At 68.4% G+C, this 21,241-nt stretch carries 16 protein-coding genes, 1 tRNA gene and 2 pseudogenes; 11 read left to right on the forward strand and 8 right to left on the reverse strand.

Translation table 11 applies throughout. From position 1 onward, the window contains the following. The first annotated feature begins 101 nt into the window (after window positions 1-101). Window positions 102-175: transfer RNA gene (locus SACGLDRAFT_RS07265), tRNA-Ile, on the forward strand. A gap of 412 nt (window positions 176-587) precedes the next feature. Here SACGLDRAFT_RS07265 and SACGLDRAFT_RS07270 read toward each other — a convergent pair. Further along, window positions 588-2,120: a tetratricopeptide repeat protein gene (locus SACGLDRAFT_RS07270; protein ID WP_051036183.1), complete on the reverse strand. Its 1,533-nt coding sequence runs from the start codon at window positions 2,118-2,120 to the stop codon at window positions 588-590. Window positions 2,121-2,711: 591 nt separating this feature from the next. Further along, window positions 2,712-3,581, reverse strand: a complete 870-nt coding sequence (locus SACGLDRAFT_RS07275) for an oxidoreductase (protein WP_005463134.1) — start codon at window positions 3,579-3,581, stop codon at window positions 2,712-2,714. A gap of 150 nt (window positions 3,582-3,731) precedes the next feature. Between SACGLDRAFT_RS07275 and SACGLDRAFT_RS07280 the strand changes: the two genes are divergently transcribed. From SACGLDRAFT_RS07280 to SACGLDRAFT_RS07310, 7 genes are all read left to right on the forward strand, one after another. Further along, the gene (locus tag SACGLDRAFT_RS07280; protein ID WP_005463143.1) at window positions 3,732-4,601 is read left to right on the forward strand and encodes a helix-turn-helix domain-containing protein; all 870 of its coding nucleotides are present in this window, start codon (window positions 3,732-3,734) and stop codon (window positions 4,599-4,601) included. Window positions 4,602-4,811: 210 nt separating this feature from the next. Further along, window positions 4,812-5,927, forward strand: coding sequence for a serine hydrolase domain-containing protein (locus SACGLDRAFT_RS07285; protein ID WP_005463144.1), 1,116 nt, complete (start codon window positions 4,812-4,814; stop codon window positions 5,925-5,927). Window positions 5,928-6,060: 133 nt separating this feature from the next. After that, a complete protein-coding gene (locus SACGLDRAFT_RS07290; RefSeq protein ID WP_005463146.1) occupies window positions 6,061-6,696 on the forward strand; it encodes a hypothetical protein in 636 nt (211 codons plus the stop codon). Between the two features lie 93 nt (window positions 6,697-6,789). Next, window positions 6,790-7,596 (forward strand): Crp/Fnr family transcriptional regulator, encoded by an 807-nt coding sequence (locus SACGLDRAFT_RS07295; RefSeq protein WP_005463148.1) that lies wholly within the window; start codon window positions 6,790-6,792, stop codon window positions 7,594-7,596. Beyond that, window positions 7,541-8,518 (forward strand): hypothetical protein, encoded by a 978-nt coding sequence (locus SACGLDRAFT_RS07300; protein ID WP_005463149.1) that lies wholly within the window; start codon window positions 7,541-7,543, stop codon window positions 8,516-8,518. The genes SACGLDRAFT_RS07295 and SACGLDRAFT_RS07300 overlap by 56 nt, the downstream gene beginning before the upstream one ends. Window positions 8,519-8,526: 8 nt before the next feature. After that, window positions 8,527-10,737, forward strand: coding sequence for a hypothetical protein (locus SACGLDRAFT_RS07305; protein WP_005463152.1), 2,211 nt, complete (start codon window positions 8,527-8,529; stop codon window positions 10,735-10,737). An 85-nt stretch (window positions 10,738-10,822) separates the two neighbouring features. Beyond that, a complete protein-coding gene (locus SACGLDRAFT_RS07310) occupies window positions 10,823-11,485 on the forward strand; it encodes a hypothetical protein (protein WP_232284091.1) in 663 nt (220 codons plus the stop codon). A gap of 131 nt (window positions 11,486-11,616) precedes the next feature. On the opposite strand, the gene SACGLDRAFT_RS07315 is transcribed toward SACGLDRAFT_RS07310, so the two are convergent. The 6 genes and pseudogenes from SACGLDRAFT_RS07315 to SACGLDRAFT_RS22995 form a co-directional block, all read right to left on the reverse strand. Further along, on the reverse strand, window positions 11,617-12,558 hold the full coding sequence (locus SACGLDRAFT_RS07315) for an alpha/beta hydrolase (RefSeq protein ID WP_005463156.1): 942 nt from the start codon (window positions 12,556-12,558) through the stop codon (window positions 11,617-11,619). A gap of 272 nt (window positions 12,559-12,830) precedes the next feature. Further along, the gene (locus SACGLDRAFT_RS07320) at window positions 12,831-13,610 is read right to left on the reverse strand and encodes an Fpg/Nei family DNA glycosylase (protein WP_005463158.1); all 780 of its coding nucleotides are present in this window, start codon (window positions 13,608-13,610) and stop codon (window positions 12,831-12,833) included. Window positions 13,611-13,625: 15 nt separating this feature from the next. Further along, on the reverse strand, window positions 13,626-14,024 hold the full coding sequence (locus SACGLDRAFT_RS07325; protein ID WP_005463160.1) for a nuclear transport factor 2 family protein: 399 nt from the start codon (window positions 14,022-14,024) through the stop codon (window positions 13,626-13,628). Further along, on the reverse strand, window positions 14,021-15,640 hold the full coding sequence (locus tag SACGLDRAFT_RS22660) for a DUF4091 domain-containing protein (RefSeq protein ID WP_332306650.1): 1,620 nt from the start codon (window positions 15,638-15,640) through the stop codon (window positions 14,021-14,023). Before SACGLDRAFT_RS22660 ends, SACGLDRAFT_RS07325 begins: the two co-directional genes overlap by 4 nt. A gap of 126 nt (window positions 15,641-15,766) precedes the next feature. Continuing rightward, a pseudogene (locus SACGLDRAFT_RS23060) lies at window positions 15,767-16,006 on the reverse strand (hypothetical protein); the annotation flags it as partial. 241 nt (window positions 16,007-16,247) lie between these two features. After that, window positions 16,248-18,416: pseudogene (locus tag SACGLDRAFT_RS22995) on the reverse strand (exo-alpha-sialidase); the annotation flags it as partial. Window positions 18,417-18,514: 98 nt separating this feature from the next. Here SACGLDRAFT_RS22995 and SACGLDRAFT_RS07335 point away from each other — a divergent pair. From SACGLDRAFT_RS07335 to SACGLDRAFT_RS07345, 3 genes are all read left to right on the forward strand, one after another. Beyond that, window positions 18,515-19,030 carry a hypothetical protein gene (locus SACGLDRAFT_RS07335; RefSeq protein WP_005463163.1) on the forward strand — a complete coding sequence of 172 codons (516 nt, stop codon included), beginning with the start codon at window positions 18,515-18,517 and terminating at the stop codon, window positions 19,028-19,030. Next, entirely contained in the window at window positions 19,030-20,190 is a 1,161-nt protein-coding gene (locus tag SACGLDRAFT_RS07340) for a hypothetical protein (RefSeq protein WP_040918725.1), read from the forward strand. Before SACGLDRAFT_RS07335 ends, SACGLDRAFT_RS07340 begins: the two co-directional genes overlap by 1 nt. Before the next feature lie 183 nt (window positions 20,191-20,373). Beyond that, on the forward strand, window positions 20,374-21,201 hold the full coding sequence (locus SACGLDRAFT_RS07345) for a hypothetical protein (RefSeq protein ID WP_005463164.1): 828 nt from the start codon (window positions 20,374-20,376) through the stop codon (window positions 21,199-21,201). The last annotated feature ends 40 nt before the right edge of the window (window positions 21,202-21,241 follow it).

Raw genomic sequence — 21,241 nt, forward strand, 5'->3', positions numbered from 1 at the left:
GTCCTCGGAGTGTCACACGGCAGACCCCGAGCCCCGGAAAAGGGACGCGCTATAGTTTCGACGCGCTGGGAGCGGTGGGAACCCGTGGAGAGCCCAGCGAAGGGCCGGTAGCTCAGTCGGTTAGAGCAGGGGACTCATAATCCCTTGGCCGTGGGTTCGAGTCCCACCCGGCCCACACGCTTTTGGATTGTTCGCTTCAGTTGGCGCCTGGCGGCGCATTCACCACGTTGGCCGGACACGGAGCTGTCCGGGAGACCGCTTCACCGCGTTGTGGGCAAGAACTTGTCCAGCGCTGCGACACTGTGTTCGATCGCCTCGGCGCCGTAGGCGAACATCTGGCTCCCGACGGCGCCGGGATGGCCGGGATGACCGCGCCGGGGCCCTGCGCGGTCGAATTCGTCCGGTGAGTGTCCGCGGTGCTCGACCGCGTGGGAGTGCGCGCTCCCGCCGCGGCCGACGTGATCACCAACGGATTGCGCGAACTGACGTGACCGGCCGGAACCCGGTTCGCGCCCGGGCCCTGCCGCAAAAGCGGAGCCACCACAGCGGCAGGGGCTCGCGTTCGGCGAACTCGGCCTTCCGCCCGGTCACCGGCCCAACTTCTCCAACACCTCGTCGAGGTTCTCACGAGCCGCGAGGGTGTACGGGTGTTGGGCTCCGAAGAACGCGATGTATCCGTCGAGCGTGGCCTCGTACTCCGCACGAGCCTGCTCCAGCTCGCCCAGGTCCTTCAGCGCCCCGGCGAGGTCGTGGCGGGCGGTCAGCGTCTCCGGGTGGTCGACCCCGAACAGCTCGGTGCGCGCGGTGAGCACGGTCTCGAACTCCGTGCGGGCGCGCTCCGCCCGGCCCAACGTCCGCAACGTGGTGGCGAGGTGGTGGCGCGTGGTCAGGGTGATCGGATGGTCGGGCCCGTAGAACGCGAGGTGCGCCTTGAGGATGGCGTCGTATTCCGCGTGGGCGTGCTCCACCTGCCCCAATGCTGCCAGGACCCCGGCGAGGTTGGCGCGCGTGATCAAAGTGTCCGGGTGGTCGGCCCCGAACAGCTCGGTGCGCGCGGTGAGCACGGTCTCGAACTCCGTGCGGGCCTGCTCCAGCCGACCCAGGTCCTTCAGCACCCCGGCGAGATTGGCCCTGGTGATCAGCGTGTGCGGGTGGTCGGGGCCCAGCGCTTCGGTGTGAAGGGGAAGCAGAGCCTCGTACTCGGCAAGGGCTTGCTCCAACTGCCCCAGATCCCACAGCACTCCGGCCAGGCAACCACGGGCCATCAGAGTGTCCGGGTGCTTGTCGCCGAGCATGTCGGTGCGGGCACGGAGGACGACCTCGTACTCGGCGCGAGCCCGGTCCAGCTCGCCCAAGTCCTTCACGACGGTGGCGAGGTTGTGGCGGGTGGTCAGTGTCTCCGGATGCTCGGCCCCGAGAAGGTCGACCTCGACGTCGAGGACGGCCTCGTACTCCGCGCGGGCTTGCTCCAACTGCCCCAGATCCCACAGCACTCCGGCCAGGCAACCACGGGCCACCAAAGTGTCCGGGTGCTTGTCGCCGAGCATGTCGGTGCGGGCGCGAAGGACGTTCTCGTACTCGGCGCGAGCCCGATCCAGTTCCCCCAGGGCTCGCAGCACACCGGCAAGAGCGCTGCGGGCGGTCAGTGTCTCCGGGTGCTCGTTTCCGTGGAGCCGGATGTGGCTGTGGAGGAGGTTTTCGTAGTGGGTGCGGGCCTGCTGCCACCGCCCCAGTTGCCGCAGCACACCGGCAAGGCAGGAACGCCGGGTCAACGTGTCCGGATGCTCGGCCCCGAGCACCCGGATGGAATCGGAGAGAGCGGTTTGGTACTCCTCGCAAGCCCGCTCCAGATCCCCCAGATCCCACAGCACACTGGCGAGGTTGGCACGGGTGGTCAGCGTCTCCGGATGCTTCGGCCCGTGAAGTGACAACCGGGCGCGAAGAAGTGCCTCGCATTCCTCGCGTGCTCGCCCCAGATCCCGCATCCTCCACAGCACGGCGGCGAGTTTGGTGCGGACGGCGATTGTCTCCGGATGTTCCTCCCCGTAACGCGCGAGGTGAGACTCCAAAGTGGCTTCGTAGGTCGCGCGGTCCTGCTCCAGTTGTTCGAGTTCCCCCATGGCGGCCAAGGTTAGCGGCCGATCTCGGGACACGAGCGAGGGGGCGTCTCGCTGTCTCTTCAGAACACTGTGGACGGAAGAAGGAACGACGTCGCGTCCCCTTGACCGGCTCGATTGGAGTGAGGGGCACGATGACCTGCGGCTTGGCGTAGGCGGTTTCGGTGGCCGGCAAGTACTTCCGGAAGTAGGGCTTGTGCAGTACGACGTCGCGATATTCGGCGAGGGCGTGCCAGCCTTCGGGCGGGACGACCACGTTCGGGTCGGCCGTGGACTGGCCGACGTTCGGGTAGATGCGGTTCGGCTCGGCCCGGAGCGCGGGCAACAGCGTGACGTTGATGAACAGCGGCACGCCCGGCGGAGTGTCGGCCCACAGCTCGGCCACCTGCCGCTCGAGGACAGTCCGATTCGGTCACGGGCCGAGGTCCCTTCCTCGGCGGCGAATTCGCACCTCGGCACACTCCGGTTCGCTGCCGAGGTCAATCCCGATGATCTCGACCGGTGCCGACCGCGCTCGGGGACCGGGCCCCGCACCCGATCCCCGACGCATCGCCGCGACGCCAACCGCGTGCTCGGCCCCCTGCGCCGAGCCGGTCAGGCGACGATGCCGTCCAGCTCCGCCAGAGCGTCCTCGGGCAGTTCGAGCTCCGCGGCCGCGAGGTTCTCGCGCAGGTGCGCGACCTTGGAGGTGCCGGGGATGACCACGACGTTCGGTGCGCGGTGCAGCAGCCAGGCCAGCGCCACGGACAACGGCGTGGTGCCCAGGCGCGCGGCGACCTTGTCCAAGATGTCGGACTGCAGCGGGGTGAACCCACCCAACGGCCAGAACGCGGTGTAGGCGATGCCTTGGGAGTGCAGAGAGGCGATGAGGTCCTCGTCGCCGCGGTGAGCGACGTTGTACCAGTTCTGCACGGTGACGATCGGCGCGATGGACCGCGCCTCCGCGACCTGCTCGGCGTCGACCACCGACACCCCGAGGTGCTTGATCTTGCCCTGCTCCCGCAGCTCGGCGAGCGCGCCGAACGGCTCGGCCAGCGATCCGGGCACGGGGGAGTGCCCGTCCGGCCCGCCCCCGATCCGCAGGTTCACGACGTCGAGCGCCTCGACACCCAGGGTCCTCAGATTGGACTCGACCTGCTCCCGCAACTGCTTCGGCGACCGCGCGAACACCCACGCGCCGTTTTCGTCCCGCACCGCCCCAACCTTGGTGGCGATGTGGACGCCGTCGTAGGGAGCCAGCGCCTCGCGGATGATCTCGTTGGTGACGTGCGGGCCGTAGCAGTCGGCGGTGTCGATGTGGTTCACCCCGGCCGCCACGGCCTCCCGCAGCACGCGAATCGCCTCGTCCCGGTCGGCGGGAGGCCCCCACACCCGCGGGCCGGCGAGCTGCATCGCGCCGTATCCCATCCTGGTGAACTCCACGCCTTCGGCCGTGGTGAAGACGCCGCCGAGCGTGTTCTTCATGGCCATGATCCTTCGGTGCTCCTTCCCAAGCGCCGCACATGAGTTGAGGACCCCAGACTCGGCCGACGGCGAGGAAACGCCCAGCCCCCCGTGTTCCCGGGTATGACGGGACCACCTTCGTCCGGGGGTTTCGTGCCTAAGGTGGGGTTCATGAGCGACTCGCCGAACCTGCTGGGCGACTACCTCCGCGCGCGACGCGAACTGGTCACGCCGGAGCAGGTCGGGCTGCCGCGCCTCGGGGTCCGCCGGGTTCCGGGCCTGCGGCGCGAGGAGGTCGCCATGCTTGCCGGCATCAGCGCCGACTACTACCTGCGCCTCGAACAGGGCCGGGACCGCAGCCCCTCCCGGCAGGTGCTCGAATCCCTCGCCCGTGCGCTGCAACTCGACGACCACGGCACCGAATACCTGCTCTCCCTCGCCCAACCCCGCCCGCGCACGCCTCGGCGCCGCGGGCGCGGGGAGACCGTGCCGACCGGGATCCGGGTGCTCGTCGACACCCTCGGCTTCCCCGCGTTCGTCGAGGACCGCTACTTCGACGTGCTCGCCGCGAACCCCGCCGCGGCCGCGCTCTCACCTCGGCTGGTCGTGGGCAACAACCGGCTGCGCGACGTGTTCCTGGACCCCGCCGAGCAAGCGCTCTACCCCGCGTGGGACAAGGTCACCGCCCAGCTCGTCGCGGGGTTCCGCAGCTCCGTTGGCGTCGACGTGGACGACCAGCGGTTCGTGGACCTCGTCGGGGAGCTGTCGATCGCGAGCCCACGCTTTCGGGAACTCTGGGCCCGCCAGGACGTCGCCCGCCGCGAAGGCGCCACCATGTCGATCGACCACCCCGTGGTGGGCGAGCTGACCCTGTATCGGGAAAAGCTTCCGGTCACCGGCACGAAAGGACAGATGCTCGTCGTCTACCACCCCGAGCCCGGAAGCACCGACGCCGACAAACTCTCCCTCCTCATCTCCTCCGCGCTGCCCGTCCGGTCGGAGTCGCCCGACCCCGAGCACGCGGAAGAACACCGGCCCTGACCGGCTCCCGCGCCCACCCGCGCGGCGTTCGGCCTGGTCAACACCACCGGCCACAAGTGGCCGCCGCGTGACCTTCCCGCTCCGCTCACCGGACCGCGAGTATGGGAGCCCACACCCGACCGCAGGGCCGGTGAGCCGACCGGGCGATCCACCCGCTCGACCACCGGCGTCTCACGCCGGCCCGACTCTCACGACTGGGGAGACACGCGAATGACAACCACCACCGGCCGACGGCTGCTCGCCCTCGCGGGAGGCGTCGCACTGGCCGCCACCGCCACCGTCGCGCCCGCGGCGGCCATGCCCGCCGATGACCACGATGCCACGCGAGCCGTCCTCGACCGGTATCACGCCAACACCGGCCCCGGCGCCGCCGTCTACGCGGGCAACGCCACCGAGAGCTGGACTCTGTCGAGCGGAACCGCCGAGGTCTCCGAGGACCGCCCGATCACCTCGACCGACCACTTCCGGATCGGCAGCCAGACCAAGACGTTCACCGCCGCCGTGGTGCTCCAACTGTTCGACGAAGGCAAGGTCGACCTCGATGCGCCCATCGAGCGCTACCTGCCGGGCGTGGTCACGGGCAACTTCGACGGCAACGCCATCACGGTGCGGCAGCTGCTCAACCACACCTCCGGGCTCCCGCGCGACCCCGGAAACGCGACCCCCAACCCGGATGGCACCTACGAGCTGTCCGCCGTGGTGGCCGCGGCGATGGACGACGCCCCGCAGTCCGCGCCCGGTGAGGCGGTCAACTACTCCAACATCGCCTACCTCGTGCTGGGCATGCTGATCGAGGAACTCACCGGCCAGTACGTCGGGGACGCGATCACGGAGCGGATCATCGAGCCGCTGGGGCTGGCCAACACGTCGTTCCCCGCGCCCGGAGAACGGGAACTGTCCTCGCCGTTCGTGCCCGGCTACCAGGGCTTCAAGGTGGGAGGCTTCTTCGTCTGGATCGACTACACCACCCAGATCGAGCTGTCGCGGTGGAGCTCGGCCGGCGCGATGGAGTCCACCTTCGAGGACCTCGCCACCTTCTACCGGGCGCTGCTCGACGGCAAGGTGATCTCCGAGCGGGCACTCGAGGAAATGAAGTCCGTGTCGAGCGCCGACTACGGACTGGGCCTGGCGAGGATCGAGCTGTCCTGCGGCGGGGAAGCTTGGGGACACAACGGCCGCCTGGCCACCGGACACGCCTCGCGCACGATGGTCACCGAGGACGGCCGCTTCGCCTCGGTGCTGACCAACACCATCGGGCTCCTGCTGCCCGAGAACCCCTCGGAGGTGGACGTCGTCGACACCGCCCTCTGCGAAGCGAGCTCGTGACGAGCTAGCGGACGTGCCGCGCGACCACTCGGCGGGCACCCACCCGGTGTGGGTGCCCGCTTTCCACACGTGATCCACAATGGGCGCACCAACCGCGGTGTAGTGGTGTCCGCAGCCGGGTACTACGCCACGGATGTGGACTTCTGCCGTCGGTTCGCTGCTGGGCGGCGTCTTCGGAACGCTCGCCCGAGTCAGGCACGGCAAGCCGCTGCACCCGCGCGGCACCGTGTTCGACGCCGTGTTGCGCCGGATCGGGGCGCCGGAGCCGTGGGGCGCGGAGTGGCTGGACACCCCCGGCGAGGACCACGGCCTGGTGCGGCTGTCCCGGTCGGTGGGGCTGCCACGGCCGTTACCCGACGTGCTGGGGCTGGCGTTCACCTTCGACGACCCGACCGGCGACCGTCACGACCTGTTGCTCGCGACCACCGGCCTGAGTCCGGGCACGCGGTTCGTGTTGCTGCCCCGCCGGGACCCGTTCGACGCGCCGTACGGGTCGCTGTTTCCGTATCGGGCGGCGAAGGGGCTGGTGCTGCTCGCCGCGGAACCGACCTCCCGCGACCGGTTCCGCCTGCTCGCCGCGTCTCCGGCCGGGCGATGGCGGGAGTTCGCGACACTGGAGCTGACCAAAGGCACCGATGTGGAGGAAGACCAGCCGATTCGCTTCGATCCGATGCGATACCCGCTGCCGGGCCTGTCCTGGCCGCCGGCCCTCGCCCGGCTCCGCGAACCCGCGTATGCCGCCGCACGCCGGGTGCCGGCCGCGGTGTGACCGTCGATTACACAGTGTGCGGGAGCCAACTCCATCGGGTGATCCCGAGGTTGGCCCCCCACAGTGGGTGATGACCCCATTACACACGATCATATGACCAACGACTACGCGGTTCGACAGCGGCGCGGATTCCGTGCCCTGATTCCCGACCACGTCTGGGCGCGCCTGGTCCAGAGCGGAGTCCGTAAGTACCACGCCGCCGGTGAGGCGTTACTGCAGCAGGGGAGTCCCGGCGGCTGGGTGCTGTTGTGCCTGACGGGCCGTTCCAAGGTCGTCTACGCGGAGCCCGACGGGCGGGAGGTACTGCTCGCGGTCCGTGGACCCGGTGACGTCCTCGGTGAATTCTCCGGACGCGACGGCCTGCCACGCTCGGCCACGGTGCGGGCCATCGAACCGGGGCTCACGTCGAGACTGTCCGATCGCCGGTTCACGGAACTGACGGAGCAGTTCGGCGTCACCGAGAAACTCGCCGCCTACGTGATGGGGAAGGTACGGGAAAGCGCGTCCCACACCTGGCGGCTCGCCTACCGCACGACCGCGGTCCGGCTCACCGAACTGCTCGGCATGCTCATCGACTCGGCCGGACCCGACCACCCGCAGCCCACCACGATCGCCATGTCGCAGGAGGAACTGGCGTCGGCCCTCGGCCTGGTGCGGTCGGCGATCACCCCGGTGCTCGCCGAGTGGAAAGCGGCCGGACTGATCGCCACGGCTCGGGGCCGACTCCAGGTGCTCGACTTCCCACGACTTCGCCGCTTCGCTGTGTCCAGTTCTGGACAGAACACGCCGTGCTCCTCCGACACCCTTGATCGCACCGCACGACGCGGCACTGGGAGGAGCACTGATGAATCACGTCGACACGAACGATCTCGGCCAGCTCACCGGAATTCTCGCCGTTGACGTACGCCGATTCAGCCAGCATAACGATGCCCAGCAGGAGCAGATCGGGAAGCTGCTGCTCGTCATTCTGCGTGAGGCCGCGGAGCGGGCCCGACTCGGCGACATCATGGAAAACAATGTCTTCCGCGCTTTTCGTGGGGACGGCTATCTCATCGGTTTCAATCCGAACCGCGTGGCCGAGGTCGTGGACCGGTACTTCGACTCGCTGCAGGCCGAGCTACGCCGCCGTGCCCCCGAGTTGCGCGCGGCCGAGATAGAGCTGCGGTTGCGCGCGAGCCTGCACCTCGGTCCGGTGCGGTCCTTCAACAAGTTGGTCGCCGATTCTCCGTCGGGAAGGATCATGGTGGAAAGCGGCCGGATGGTCGACGCGAAGCCGGTGCGGGCGTTGCTGGATCACTCGGACCCCAATGTCACGCTCGTGGCCACGGTGCTGTCGGAAGAGGTCATGAAGAATGTGATCGAGGCCGGTCGCACCGCGCGGCAGCCGAGCGAGTTCGTCGCCGCGCCGTTACGGATCGAGGCGAAGGACTACTCCGGCACGGGCTACCTCCGAGTTCCCGTGCCCTCCGGTGACCTGCTTCGGTACGGGCTGTTGCACGGGCAGCCCGAGCAAGCCGACGAGGAGGAGCGGGACGACGCGAAGGAGTCGACTTCCTCCGAAGGGGCTTGGGGGAACACGTTCAACGGCAACGCGCAAAAAGTGCAGCAGATCCGGGACGTGCACGGCGACGTGAACGACAGCTCCGTTTACACCTCTATCCAGGGGAATGGGAACAACGTCGCGAAGGGCGATATCAACACAACTTCCCAGACGATCTCCGGCCCGGCGTACTCGGGAACTTTCAACACTCTGGGTGACTCCAACTTCGGATCGTCGAGCGGTCGCCGCATCAACGAAAGCGGCATGTCCGGGGACCGGTGAGGGCTCCGATGCACGACTACGACATCGATGCCTTCGGCATGCTCGACACCCCCGAGCCCGCGCAGCCGGTGACACCGAGCGATCCCGAGCCCGAGGACGACGTCGTCGGTGCCTCAATGCCCACTCCGGAGGGAGCGCCCGCACCGCCGGTACCGTCGCAGCAGGGGGAGGCCACGTCAGGCTCCGGCACCAATTGGATCGATGGGCACGGCAACAACATCGCGCACCGGGACATCAACCAAGTCACCGTTTTCGAGCTCGGTTCCGAGATTGTCCAAGAGCTCGCGCGTGCCCGGAGGAGGGAACGCGTCGGGCGCGGTATCCAGGACCCGGAAGCGCTACGGAGGTTGGCGGACAAGTATGTCGCGCCGGACAGGCTCCTCGAAAGCTCGGAGGGGGACGAGGAGTCAGCGCTGCGAATCCTCGAAACTCGCAGAGTCCTCCTGCTCTGGGCCAGGGAACGGGACGGTGGCCAGCTCGCCGCGGCGAGCCGGCTCGGCTACGAGCTGAGCGAGCACGCTCGACGCCGGAGGCATGCTCCTCTGATCGTCCGCGAAGAACTCGTGGACCCGGACTTGAGTTTGAAACCGAAAGAGTTGCTGGTCGAGAACGAACCGGCCACGGTCATCCTCGACTGTCGTGATGCCGATGAGAAAGATCTCCGGGCCGTTCAACGCAACCTGAGTGACTTGAGTGACCAGCTCCCTCACTACCGGAGCTACCTCATCGTCATCCTCCCCGCGGAACACCAACGCCGGTTCGAGGACAGCTTCCCCGGCAGAGTGCACGAGCTGGGCAAACCCTCGTCCGTTGCCGTGCTCGAAAGCCATGTCGGCCCCGAAGCGCTACCCGGAATCCGGGCCGACGCGGACGTCGTGGAGAAGCTGGAGGCCCTGTGGCCGCCGACAGTGGCCCGCGTCGCGGATCTCGTTCGAGAGCGTCTTACTCCGGAGGCCGACCCGGTCGAGGTGGTTCGCGCCGCACTTGACGACGAGACCGTCGGACAAAGCGACAAGCTTCGCGGGGTGATCGAGGAGAAACAGCAAGACAAGGACGCCGAATGGCTTTCCCTTCTCCTGGCCTCCTCGGTGTTGGAGGGTGCCTCACCGCAGCACATCGCCGCGGCCTCCGATGTGCTGATGAAGCACAATAAGATCGATGTCGCCGATGAGGCGGCGCCGATACTGCGGGCCAGTCCGTTCGCTCGACTACGACGTTTGGAAGAGGACGGCTGGTTCGATCTCGGGCAGCGGGGACTCGTTCCTTCCGGGATCGGGGGTGAGGTGCTCCGCCACTTCTGGCGAGAGCATCCCGACCTGCACACCCCCGTGCAGGACTGGCTTACGGAGCTTCCCGAGGCTTTGCGGGGTCTTGACCGGGGAGAACTGGAACAACTCGCCGACCGGGTCGCCGACCTCGCCGTTGAGGGCGGTGCTTGGCTCGCGCTCTACCTCGCGGCGAATTGGGCCGGGACGAAAGCCGGTGAGAACTCGGGAGGGCAGCGCACCTCCACCGCTCCCGCCGACAGGTCCCGACGGTCGATCGCCGTGCGCTTGCTGACCACGGCCGCGACGGACTCGGTGTTGGGCAGGCCAGTGCGTAACCGCCTCTGGTATTGGTCGCGAGACGGAAGCGCGGATCTGAAGCTGTTGACCGCCGAAGTCTGCGCCGGTATCGGAGCCGCGTTCCCCCGTAACGCCCTCACCAGGCTCAAACACCTGGCGAACTCCGACAACGAGGACGTACGGGACGCTGTGCTTCAGGCGCTGCGTCAGCTCGGTGGCGAACTCGGTGTGTCCCGGTTCCTGCGTTACCTGACCGAATGGTTCGACCAGGCTTCTCCCAGTCGATTGGCGGTGCTGGCCACCGCCGTCGGTCGGGTGTTCGCCGATCAGACGGCTCCCGTGGAGGGCGACGCGGTCGAGCTGTTCTGGCGGCACGCTGTGACCAATCTTCCTCTGGAAGACCTCGGGGTGGTGGTGAAGAGCTGGTTGCACGCGGCCGCGCGGATGGACCGGGACGGTCGCAGCGGCATGATCGAACTGCTCGTGCGGGCCACCGAGGGTAAGCCCCTCCACATCTCTCACGTGCAATACGCCAGTCAGCCTCGTCCTCCGGAGTTGAAGGCCGACTGTTTCTCCGACGAGGCCATCGCCGAGGTGACGCAGCAGTTGTGGACCCGACTCGACGAGGTCGGTCCTATTTGGGTAGAGGGGTGAATCCGTGTCGATGGGATTGCGCGGATGGTGGCATCGCTTCCAGGATTACGAAAGCCCCGGTTCGGAGAGCCAAGATCATGTTCAAGTGAGCATTCAGCTGGCCAGTGTTGATGACTCCTTGTACTTCACCGCTGAGATCGCCTTCTGGGCGTGGTGGAACGGCGGCGGCAGGATGCCCGATCGCGAAAGCGTGTGGGACATCGCGAGAAGTGGGATAACTCGTCGCGCTGAGGAAGTCAGCACACGGCACCGGTTGACCGCGACCGAGCGAGTACGGGCGGAGCTCAACGAAGCACTGCTGGCGTGGAAACCGGTTGGTGGCTCGTACGTCCGGGCCCGCGGGCGTTGTTTGGCGGTGACGGCGGACCCCGAACTCGTAGAAGCTGTGGCAGCGCACGAACGGAGCAAGAGTCAACAGCTCATGATCTCGTGGAGCGAGCAGAGACGCCAGCAACAGCGGGAACAAATGAGTTCGCTGCTCCTCGATCCACTACGGGCCACGGCCTGGTGGCTGCTGAACAACCAGGAGAAGGCCACCGAGGTAAAGGAAGTCGCGACGACATTCCTGGAACTTCAGGGCATGCTGAAGCCCGCGGCCCGAACCGAGTCCGCGGGGAAGCTGGTCGATGAGTTCCTGGATACGAAGGACGCGGCAATCAAGGTTCATTTCCTCCACACTTTGAAGAAATGTTTCCTCGGCTACGACCGCGAGGATCTGGCAACCCGATTGTCCGCCCTTGAGGAATGAAGTGACGACGTTCGCGTGTCCGGTCGGGGGCGGACACGCGAACGTCATCGCCTTTTCGAAGACGTGGGTGCGGAACCCGAGTTCTCGCAACTACGTCAGCGTGTCCATGTCGGAGAAGTCGGCGGCCGAGCTCATCGGCGCGCCACTTCGTCGAGTCGAGCACCGATTTCCGCGACGACGTAGTCGATCGCCTCCGCGCTGCCGGGGAGCACGTTCACCATCGTGAAGAAACCGTGCGTCTGCGACTTGAACAGTCGGCTCCGCACCGGGACACCGGCCTTCTCGAGTGCGGCCACGTAGGCCTCTCCCTCGTCCCGCAGCGGGTCGTGTTCCGCGAGGAGGACCACGGCGGGCGGCAGACCGTCGAAGCGTTCGGCGAGCAGCGGACTGGCCTCCGGTTCACCGCGCCGCTCCTCGGGCGCGTAGTGGTTCCAGAACCAGATCATGCCCTCACGGGTGAGAATCTGCTGGTTCTCCGGATCCGTGTAGGACGGGGTGTCGAAGTCGGCCGCCGTCACGGGATACACGAGCACCTGCAGGGCGAGTTCCGGTCCCGAGCGGTCGCGGGCCCGGTGGGCCATCACCGCGGCGAGGTTGCCGCCCGCGGAGTCACCGGCGACGATCAGCGGGACGTCGGCTCCGGCGATCTCCGTCCCGTTCCGGTGAGCCCACACCAATGCCTGCCACGAGTCCTCGACGGCCGTGGGGTACTTGTGTTCGGGAGCCTTGCGATAGTCGACCAGCACCACGGCGCAGCGCGTCCGGGCGGCGAGCTGCCTGCCGAGGGTGTCGAACTGGTCGATGTCACCGAGCACCCACCCGCCCCCGTGGTAGTAGACGATGACTCCGGCGGGGATCTCGACCGGCACGAGCACCCGCACGGCGAACTCGTCGCCGTCCGAGGTGGGCAGCCGCACGTCGTCGACGCGCAGCATCTCCGGGCCGCGCCCGTAGAGCTCCGTGATCGCCGACCCGGCCTTACGGGCTTCGTCGGGTTCCTGCTCGTGCAGAGGCTTTCCGCCTTGCGCGGCCATTTGCGCGAGAAGATTCGCCGTCGCTTCGTCCAAAGCCATGCCCGCTCCCCAGTCTTCTCTTTCGAAAGCCACGGAGGTCGCCGTCGTGAGCGCAAAGCGATCATAGTTTCCGGGGACCGACATTGATCGGCTGCGAAGAGGCGGGGCGACCGCCCCGCGAAGCGACGTGGTCGCCGCACCGGACTCCGCGACCACACGGCCCGACACCGGCGAGCCGTAGCCCCACGCCGATCCGGGAAGGCCGCGTCAGTCATCGAGGCGGTGTGGTCGCACGTCGACTCTCGCGGTGACCCCGGTTCCGCCGACAACCCTCACCGTGGCTGCTCGCGCGGACAGTGGTAGGCGGTGCGACCACCCACCGTGTCGGTCACCACCGGGGCTCCGCAGTCGCGGCAGTACTTCTGCTTGTAGACCTTCCGGGCCTCGGATTCGGGAATCGTGGCCCGATCGGGGACGTCCATCGTGACGATGCGTCCGTCCTCCACGGCCCGTTCCATCATGCGCCGCAGCTCCGCCCACAACGTCCGGGCTTCGGAGTCGGTCAGCTCCCGGCACGGCCGTCGCGGGGCGATGCCAACGGCATGCAGGGCCTCGTTGCGGAAGACGTTGCCCACACCGGAGATCACCGACTGATCGAGCAGGGCCGCGCCGACGGCTCCGGGCGCCGCGCGCAACGCCGCGACAGCGGCCTCGGCATCGGCATCGGACCGCAGCGGGTCCGGCCCCAACCCCCGTACCAGGTCCCGCACCGCTTCCTCCGACAGCAGCTCGCACCGCAACGGCGCGAGCAAGTCCCACGCCACGACCTCGCTCGCCAGCCGCAACCGCACCTGCGGCAGCGCCGGTCTTCCCGGATCGTCGAACCGCAGCCACTTCCCTTGCATGCCGAGGTGCACGTGGAGCCGTTCGTCGCGCGAGAAGTCGACGAGGAGGTGCTTGCCGTGGGCGTCGGTGCGCCGCAGCACCGCGCCGTGCAGGCGTGCGGCCTCCGCGCCGAACCGGCCCCGGGGCGAGCTCACCGACAGGCGGTGCCCGGTGAGGTCCGCGCCCAGCTCACGCGCCAGCCGATGAACGACGTGTCCCTCCGGCACCGCGCCGACTCTCGCTCACTTGTTCGGGGTCTCCGGCCGCAGGAAGGCCGCGGTGTCGAAGTACGTGGCGAACCGGTGGATGCGGCCCTCGTCGTCGAAGTACAGCAGCGAGACCCCTCGGTACTCGATGGGGCTTCCGCTGGTGAGGGTGCCGTGCGACACCCATTCGAGGACACCCAGGTCACCGGACTCCGCCACCCGGATGAACTCGGTGGTGATCTCGGAGAACGGCGAGCGGTACTTCTCCCAGAAGCGGGTGACGTCGCCGGCGTGCTCGTCACCGGTGGCCACTTCCGGCCTCACCAGCTCCGGGTCCGGCGCGAACAGCTCCCGTAGTCGCGAGCTGTCGCCGGTGTCCTCCAAGTGCCGCAGCGCGGCGGCGAAGCGGTCGGCCCGTGCGTGCGCGCTCGTCATCCTGCGGACATACCCGCGGCGACGCGAGGGAAACCGCCCGAGACCCCGTGGCGCCGACCCCCACGCGATTCCGCCGCCCGCCACCCGGGCACCGCTGACGACACGGGGCGACTCCCCGGCGCCACGACCTCGGGAGCCGCGGTGAGCGAGCCGTCCGCCACCGCCGCGACCACGGTCGGCACCCAGGTGAACGACCCCACCCGAGCACCGTTCGCGCGGACGTCCCCGGCGAGGACCACCAGGTTGTGGGCGTCGGCGGGCACCGCGACCCGCACCCGCCAAGTCTTCGACTCCCCGGCCGCCACGTCGGTCGACTCCGGGGAGATGACCTCGACCGCCTCGGGCGGCCACGCCGGAAGCGCCAGCTCCACGTCCTCCAATGCCTCGTCGGTCGCGGTCACCGTCGCCTCGAACTCGGTTGTTGTCCCCTGGGCCACGGAGTCCTCCGGCGCGGCGACCGCGACGCTCACGCCGTGGCCGCCCAGGGCGTCCGTCACGGCGGCCCGCTGTCGCAACAGCCGCGCCCACGCGTCCGGCCCGTCGGGGGAGTCGGCGTCCACGCCGTCGAGTGCCGCCCGCAGCACCGCGGAGTCCTCGCCCAGCTCGGCACGCGCCAGGTCCAGCACCTCGGCGTCGTCCTGCCCGTCGCGGAAGACCTCCCACCGGATCGACGACACCGGGCCGTCGTCACCCGGATAGACGAGGTACTCGTCGCCCTGCCCGTAACGGAAACTCGGGTCGCGGTAGACGTCCTCGGGCCACGAGTTGTACGTCCACCGCAGATAGCCGTCGAGATCGCGCTGCTCGACCACCCAGCCCAGCGCGCGAGTGGAGACGGGCGGCGACGCCGTCACCGTGTTGGGCAGCCGCGGCTCGTAGTAGGTGTAGAAGAGCGTGGGTTTGCCCGCGGCACGCCGCTGCCGGATCAACTCGTCGGGCACGTCGTCAAGGAACGAGTAGTTGAAGCTGACGAACTCCGTGAGATCGGCCTCGGCGAGGGAGTTGGCCGCCAACGCGATCTTGTCCGACCACGCCGGATCGGCCTCGGCGATCACCTCGAAGGCCACCTCCATCGTCTCCGCGGGCCGCTCGTCGAAGGCCAGCCGAGTCCGTTCGAACCAGCCCTTCGCCTCCAGGTGCGCCCGGAAGTCCCGCAAAAACGCCGTCCACGCCTCGCGGTAGCGGGCGTCGCCGAGACCCACCTCCTCGCGAACCCGCTCCCCGGTGCGGGTGTCGGTGTAGTTGAGCAGCTCCGGGCCCCGGAACTGCAACATCGCGAAGGCGTGGATCGCCCCGTCGATGCCCGCCTTCCGCGACTCCTCGACATACCGGTCGAAGACGGTGTAGTCGAAGCTGAACTCCGAGCCGTCCCAGGACCACTCCACCGTGGAGCGGTAGTGCGACCACGTCTGCGGACGCCACTCACCCTCGTGCTCGACCATCCAAGGGTCCTCGGTGATCGCGACGTCCACGACGCGCTGCCCGTGCTCGGCGAGATCCTTCAGATAGGGGCGCAGACTCCGCCAGTGGGCCTCGCTCCACGGCTCGACACCCACATGGTCGGCCACCGCGTCCGGATGCGCCCACAGGTCCAGCACGAACGGGCGGTCCGCCATGTCGCGCAAGGTCACGTCGGGCACGTCCACCCGCAGCGGCCACCGACCGATCTCGCCGTCCGCGTCGCGAACCACCACGCGGCCGGTGTAGGCGCCGGGGGTGGTCCCGGCGGGCACCTCGATCGTGAGCCACGCGGCCTGGTTGCGTCCCGCGGCGACGTCCACGGTCTCGGCCTCGCGCAGCGGATCGGCCACCACACCGCCGTGCACCTCGTCGGGAATGAACTGCGGATAGCGCACCGTGACGGCATCCGGTGGGAGCGCGCCACCGGGGCCGCGCAATCTCGACACGGAGACGTCGAGATCCTCGGCGCCGTGCGGGGCGGTGACCGCCAGTTGCGCCGACGCCCGGCCCGCCACCGGCACCTGCAGTCGGAGCGTGCGGTCGGCCGCCAGCGGTGGCCCCTGCCCCCCCGACCCGCGGCACCCGGACGAACGAGGACGACTCGAAAGCCCCGGAAGGCACCCACACCGACGTCGTCGCCTCCGCCGGAGCCGACAAGGTCAGATCCACCGGCTCCATGGCCACCGTGCGGTCGGCGACCTCACCACCGGGTCCGTCGGCGCGGACGCGGAACTCCGGCGCCCACTCCCCGGAGGCCAGGTCGGCTTCGGTGACGGTGTGCCGGACGGACTTGCAGACGTAGGAGTCGCCGGGGGCGAGCGGTCCGGCGTGGTCGCAACTCGCCGCGTTGTCGGGACCGGTCATCCGCACGGAGGTCAGCGGCACGTTCCCGGTGTTGGTCACCCGGACCCACGGCGCGATCTCGTCGTCCAGCAGGCCGTCGGCGCCCAGGGGGTAGATCGCGTCGAGCACCGGCAGGACGTCGAGCTCGGCCCGCGGCGGGGGAGAGGGATTGGCGACCGACACGGTGGCCCGCGTCGACGAACTGTCACCCGCGACGGTGTATCGCACGGACAGCTCGTGCCGCCCGGCCGCGACGTCGTCGGCCGGCGTCACGGCAAGAGCGACCGTGTGGGAGCGTCCGGGCGCCAGCGCGGGCACGGTGACGGGGCGCGCCGACCAGCCGTCCTTTGCCTCCAGGGCAACCTTCCCGGCGGGCAGGGAGCGTCCGGACTGGTTGGTGACCGTCACCGACAGCTCCGACGCCTCGCCCGCGGGCAGCTCGCCCTCGGCCTCCACGGTCACCGGCGCGCAGACTCCGTCGAGCCAGTCGAGGTCGAAGCGGGTGAAGGACAGGTGCCGGTAGCCCTCCCGCTCGAAGAACAGGCCGTACTCGCCGCCGAGACCGTCGTCGGAGGACCCGTCGCCGAGCGGGGTGAGCGTGGAGTACGCCGCGGCGCCGTGTTCGACCACCTTGCGCACGGGCCAGGTCTCACCGTCGTCGCACGACAGCTTCACCGTGAGGTTGCGCCGGATGCCCGTGTCCTCGGTGTTGCTGAACAGCAGCCACCCGGCGCGCGGGTCGTCGGGTTCGGCGTCGGGGAAGGCGCGGATGATCGACCCGTTGTTGGCGGGATCGACGAGTTCGGGGTCCGGCTCGAACGGCGTGTAGGTCTCGCCGCCATCCTCGGAGATCGCGACGAGCCGATGCGGCGCCGCGCGGCTGTTGAGCAACACCCGGCCGTCGGAGAGTTCGACGGTTTTGTTCTCGTCGGCTCCGGGGCCGACCAGCTCACCCGCCCGCCACGTCTCGCCGTGGTCGTCGCTGTAGACGCTGAGGGCGTAGTTCTGTCCGTCGAACCGGACCGTGTACTGCTGGATCAACCGACCGGCGTGGGGGCCCCGGCGCAACTGGATGCCTTCGCCGGAGGCCGCGAACATGCCGCCCCAGGCGGGGTCCTTCACCATGTCGGTGATCCGGCGATGCCGCCAGGTCCGGCCATTGTCGTCGCTGTAGCTGTAGTCGAGGTGCAGGATGTCGGGGTTCGCCGGGTCGTTGCCGGTCTCGGAGTCGCCGAAGCCCCGATTGATCGAGGCGGCGTAGAAGACGAAGACCCGGCCGGTCTCGCGGTCCACGAGCAGGCTGGGGTCCCCGTAGCCGTGGGGAGCGGGGTCCCGGCGAATCACCTGCTGGGGTCCCCAGGTCTGGCCGCTGTCGGTGCTGCGGCGCATGAGCAGGGCGATGTTGGAGGGCAGGTCGGCCATCGTGGGTCGGCCGTCGTACACCGCCAGCAGGTCGCCGTTGGGCAGCGTGGTGAGCGCGGGGATGCGGTAACGCGGATGGCTTCCCTCGTAGCGGGATGCGAGGTCGGTCACCGGGAGCCCGCCGGACGTGGTCCCCGTCGACACGGAGGACGTGGACGGCTCCCCGGAGGTGGCGCCCGCCGGGGCGGCCACAGCCGGTGCCGGGAGGCCCGGGGCCAGAGCGGCCACGGAGATCAGCGCGAGGATCGAACGTCTCATCAGCGCCCCCTGATGATCGACTGTGATCGGTTCCACTCCGGAACGATCAGCAATCAGCGTGATCCGACGTCTGATGAATGTCAAGGAATGGTCTGAACCGGCTTCCTCGGACGGCCGTGGCGTGGTGGAACGGGGGTGGAGATGTGGTTGCGGGTGCGCGGAGAGCGGTTCTCGACGCTGATACGGCAGTTTCGGTAAGCGCCGAGGCTGTCGAGGCGAGACCCGACCGCCACCCCGAGGAATCGGGAAATGAGTCCATGACGGACAGTAGCGGAAGTCCACATCGAATCCCCGTTCCTTCGGAGGAAATCGGCAAAATCGGACTCCACTGTGCATGTGCACGGGCAAACTTCTTGCCTTTCGCGTCCACACTGGCCTCGAACGAGGTGACTCCCCGGAACCGAGCATGATCGTCAACCGTCGAACCGCTTGACGACGGGTGAGGGTCGAGGACCCTCCGGGCGCATCGAGGCCCCGGAGGAACGCCTCACCGGAAGGAGGTCATCGTGAGCGGATACACCGTGGACATCGAGACCGTGATGCAGTTGGCGAGGACCAACTACGAGATCGCGGAACAGTACGCCGAGGTGACGAAGAAACTCGCCCGCACCGACGACGCGCGAGCTCATCTCACCAACCGCCACGGGTATGCCACCGTCGCGGACGAGGAGATCATCCGTCTGCTGGACGAGTTCGAGAACTACCTCAAGACCACGACGGCCCGCTACTACCTCACCGCGGAGCAGCTGGAGAAAGCGGCGGAACGCTACGTCCAACAGGAGAACGAGCAACGGGACGAGTACAACCGCTGGCGCGAGAGCTTCGAACGCAACGGTGTCGGCGACTACGACCTCCAGTGGGACCCGGACAAGGTCGCCGGGGACACGAAGCGGCCCGAGGAAGCCACCGACGAACAGGCCGACGGATTCGGTACCGAGGACAACCCCGCGGAGATCGACGAGCGGTCGCGCGAGTACCTCGAGGAACTGGAAGAGGCCACCGAAGAGGAGCGTGACCGCTGATGGCCGACGACTACCTGGCCGAGCTGCAGGATGCGCTCGACCGCTTCGAGAAGAAACTGAAAGAGCGGTGGCAGGAGACCATGTACGACTGCGTCCGGCGCATGGACTGGTGGGCCCCGCCCCCGGTCCACTTCCGACAGAACTACAACAGCGCGCCGGAAGTGTGGGAGTACCGCAAGCCCGAGGTCATGGCGCACCTCACCTACGGGTGCGAGTACATGCGGTGGTACGAGGACGGGGCAAAGGGCTCCGTGAAGAACGTGTCCTGCCACGGCAAGATCCGGGACCGTGGCTCGCCCACCAACTACGAGGTGTGGTGGCACGACCACATCGTCCTCGTCGACGAGGACGAGATCGACTGCGGTGTCGGCGAGCTGTTCGCCAACGCCGAGGAGTGGGCCTGGCAGGACCGCAAGTGGATCTCCGATGTCCTACCGCTGTGGTCCGACAACAAGCCCGACGAGCTCAAGGAAGCACACGACACTCTCGTCGAGATGGCGGCCGACTTCGGTGCCACGTTGGAGGGCCCACGGGGTGGTGCGTTCCAATCCGCGTTGTCGTTGAGTGACAACGTGGACAAGATCTTCGTCGAACGCGACGAGGAGAAGGGCTGGCGCGTCGACTGGACCGGCACCGCGGCGGACCGTGTCGCCGAGGGCATCTTCGCCTCGACCAAGCCGACTTTGCTCAACCACGCCTTGTTCGCCAATGGCCTCGCCACACTCATCAACAGGCGAGCGAAGATCATCGACACTTACCGTAAGAACAACCTCAAACTGATCAACGCCGCCACCAAGGCGCTGGGGGAGAAGAACACCGAGACCGGCAGCCGCGACAAGTTCTGGCAGAGCCTTCAGGGGATCGGCACGGCGATCGCCATTCCTCCCAAGACGGCTCCCCTCGGGACTTCCCTCATCCTCATCGGGTGGTTGGGGGAGCGCCTCGACGGGGATACGAAGACCGTGTCCTACAAACATCACCCCGGCGAGGTGGCCAACGACCTCTACGACGACGTGATGAAGATGCTGGAAACCCTCGACGCCGACGAGGACGACCTGATCGCGGAGGTCACGCACTTCCGGAACGGCGTCAACGAGGTGCCCAGCACGTTCCTCGAACTCTACGACATCACGGAGAACGATCCCGAAGGCACGCGGTGAGCCGACGGCAAGTGGGTCGATAGTCCACAGTGGTCACTCTTTGCCGGAACCGTGGCGGAAGGAGCGTCGAGCCCCGCGACGGTGAGTGCGTGGCCCGTGCCGGGGCCGGCGGCGGACATCATCCCCCGGCCATCGGGAGTGATCCGGCACCACACTGTCGGACCTCCCCGCTAGGTTGATGGCATGCTTCTGCCCACCACGGTCCCCGGGGTCGTCGACCCACACACCGCGCGGCTGCTGCAGCCACGATGGGCGAGGGCGCGGACGGCGTTGTCGATCGCGTTGCTCGCCTGTCCGTGGGCGATCACGGCGCTTTGCGTGATCGCCGCTGCCATCGTCGGCGCCACGAGTGGGTCCGTGATGTGGTCGGTCGTGGCAGCGGTGGGAGCGGGCGTGCCCGCCGTCGTCCTGGCGGGCAGTGTCCACCGCCTGCTGTTCCATCCGCCCCGATGGGTACGGTCCGCCGCTGTCGGCTGTGGGACGCAGCTGGTGCTCGGCGTGTTGCCCGCCGTCGGCGCGGCGGCGAGTGCGGAGGGGGCCGGAGCCATGGTCGCGGTAGTGGTCCTGCCGCTGTCGCTGACCGCGGTGGTCGTCGCCGTGGTCAGCGCCTCACGCGCCATGCGGACGCTGCTGACTCCCGTGTCGTGGGAGCTGGGGGCGACGCCGTTCACCGTCGCCCTGCGAGCGCGGCTGCACGACACCGGAATGCTGACCGGGGAGGTGTCGTTGGGCACGTGGGGCATCGCGTGGACGGCTCGGCGACACCGGGCCGTCGGGCGCGGAGCCGTCGCCTTCCACGCCGTGCGCGAGGCCCACGCGACGACACTCCCCGACACGGCGGGCCCGACACCGTGGTTGAGCCTGTCCGACGGGTCCACGGCCCGCATGACTCCGGGCCCGGTCGTGGTGCTGGACACCGAGTCCGGCACGGTCACCTTGCCGGTGGACGATCCTCGGCTCTTCGTCGCGATGCTGAACGCCCGCCTGGCCGTCCGGAACGACGCATGGTGACTCGCCGGTGCGCGGCCTCGTCCTCGACGGGACGAAAAGC

The sequence above is a fragment of the Saccharomonospora glauca K62 genome (assembly GCF_000243395.2).
Classification (GTDB): domain Bacteria; phylum Actinomycetota; class Actinomycetes; order Mycobacteriales; family Pseudonocardiaceae; genus Saccharomonospora; species Saccharomonospora glauca.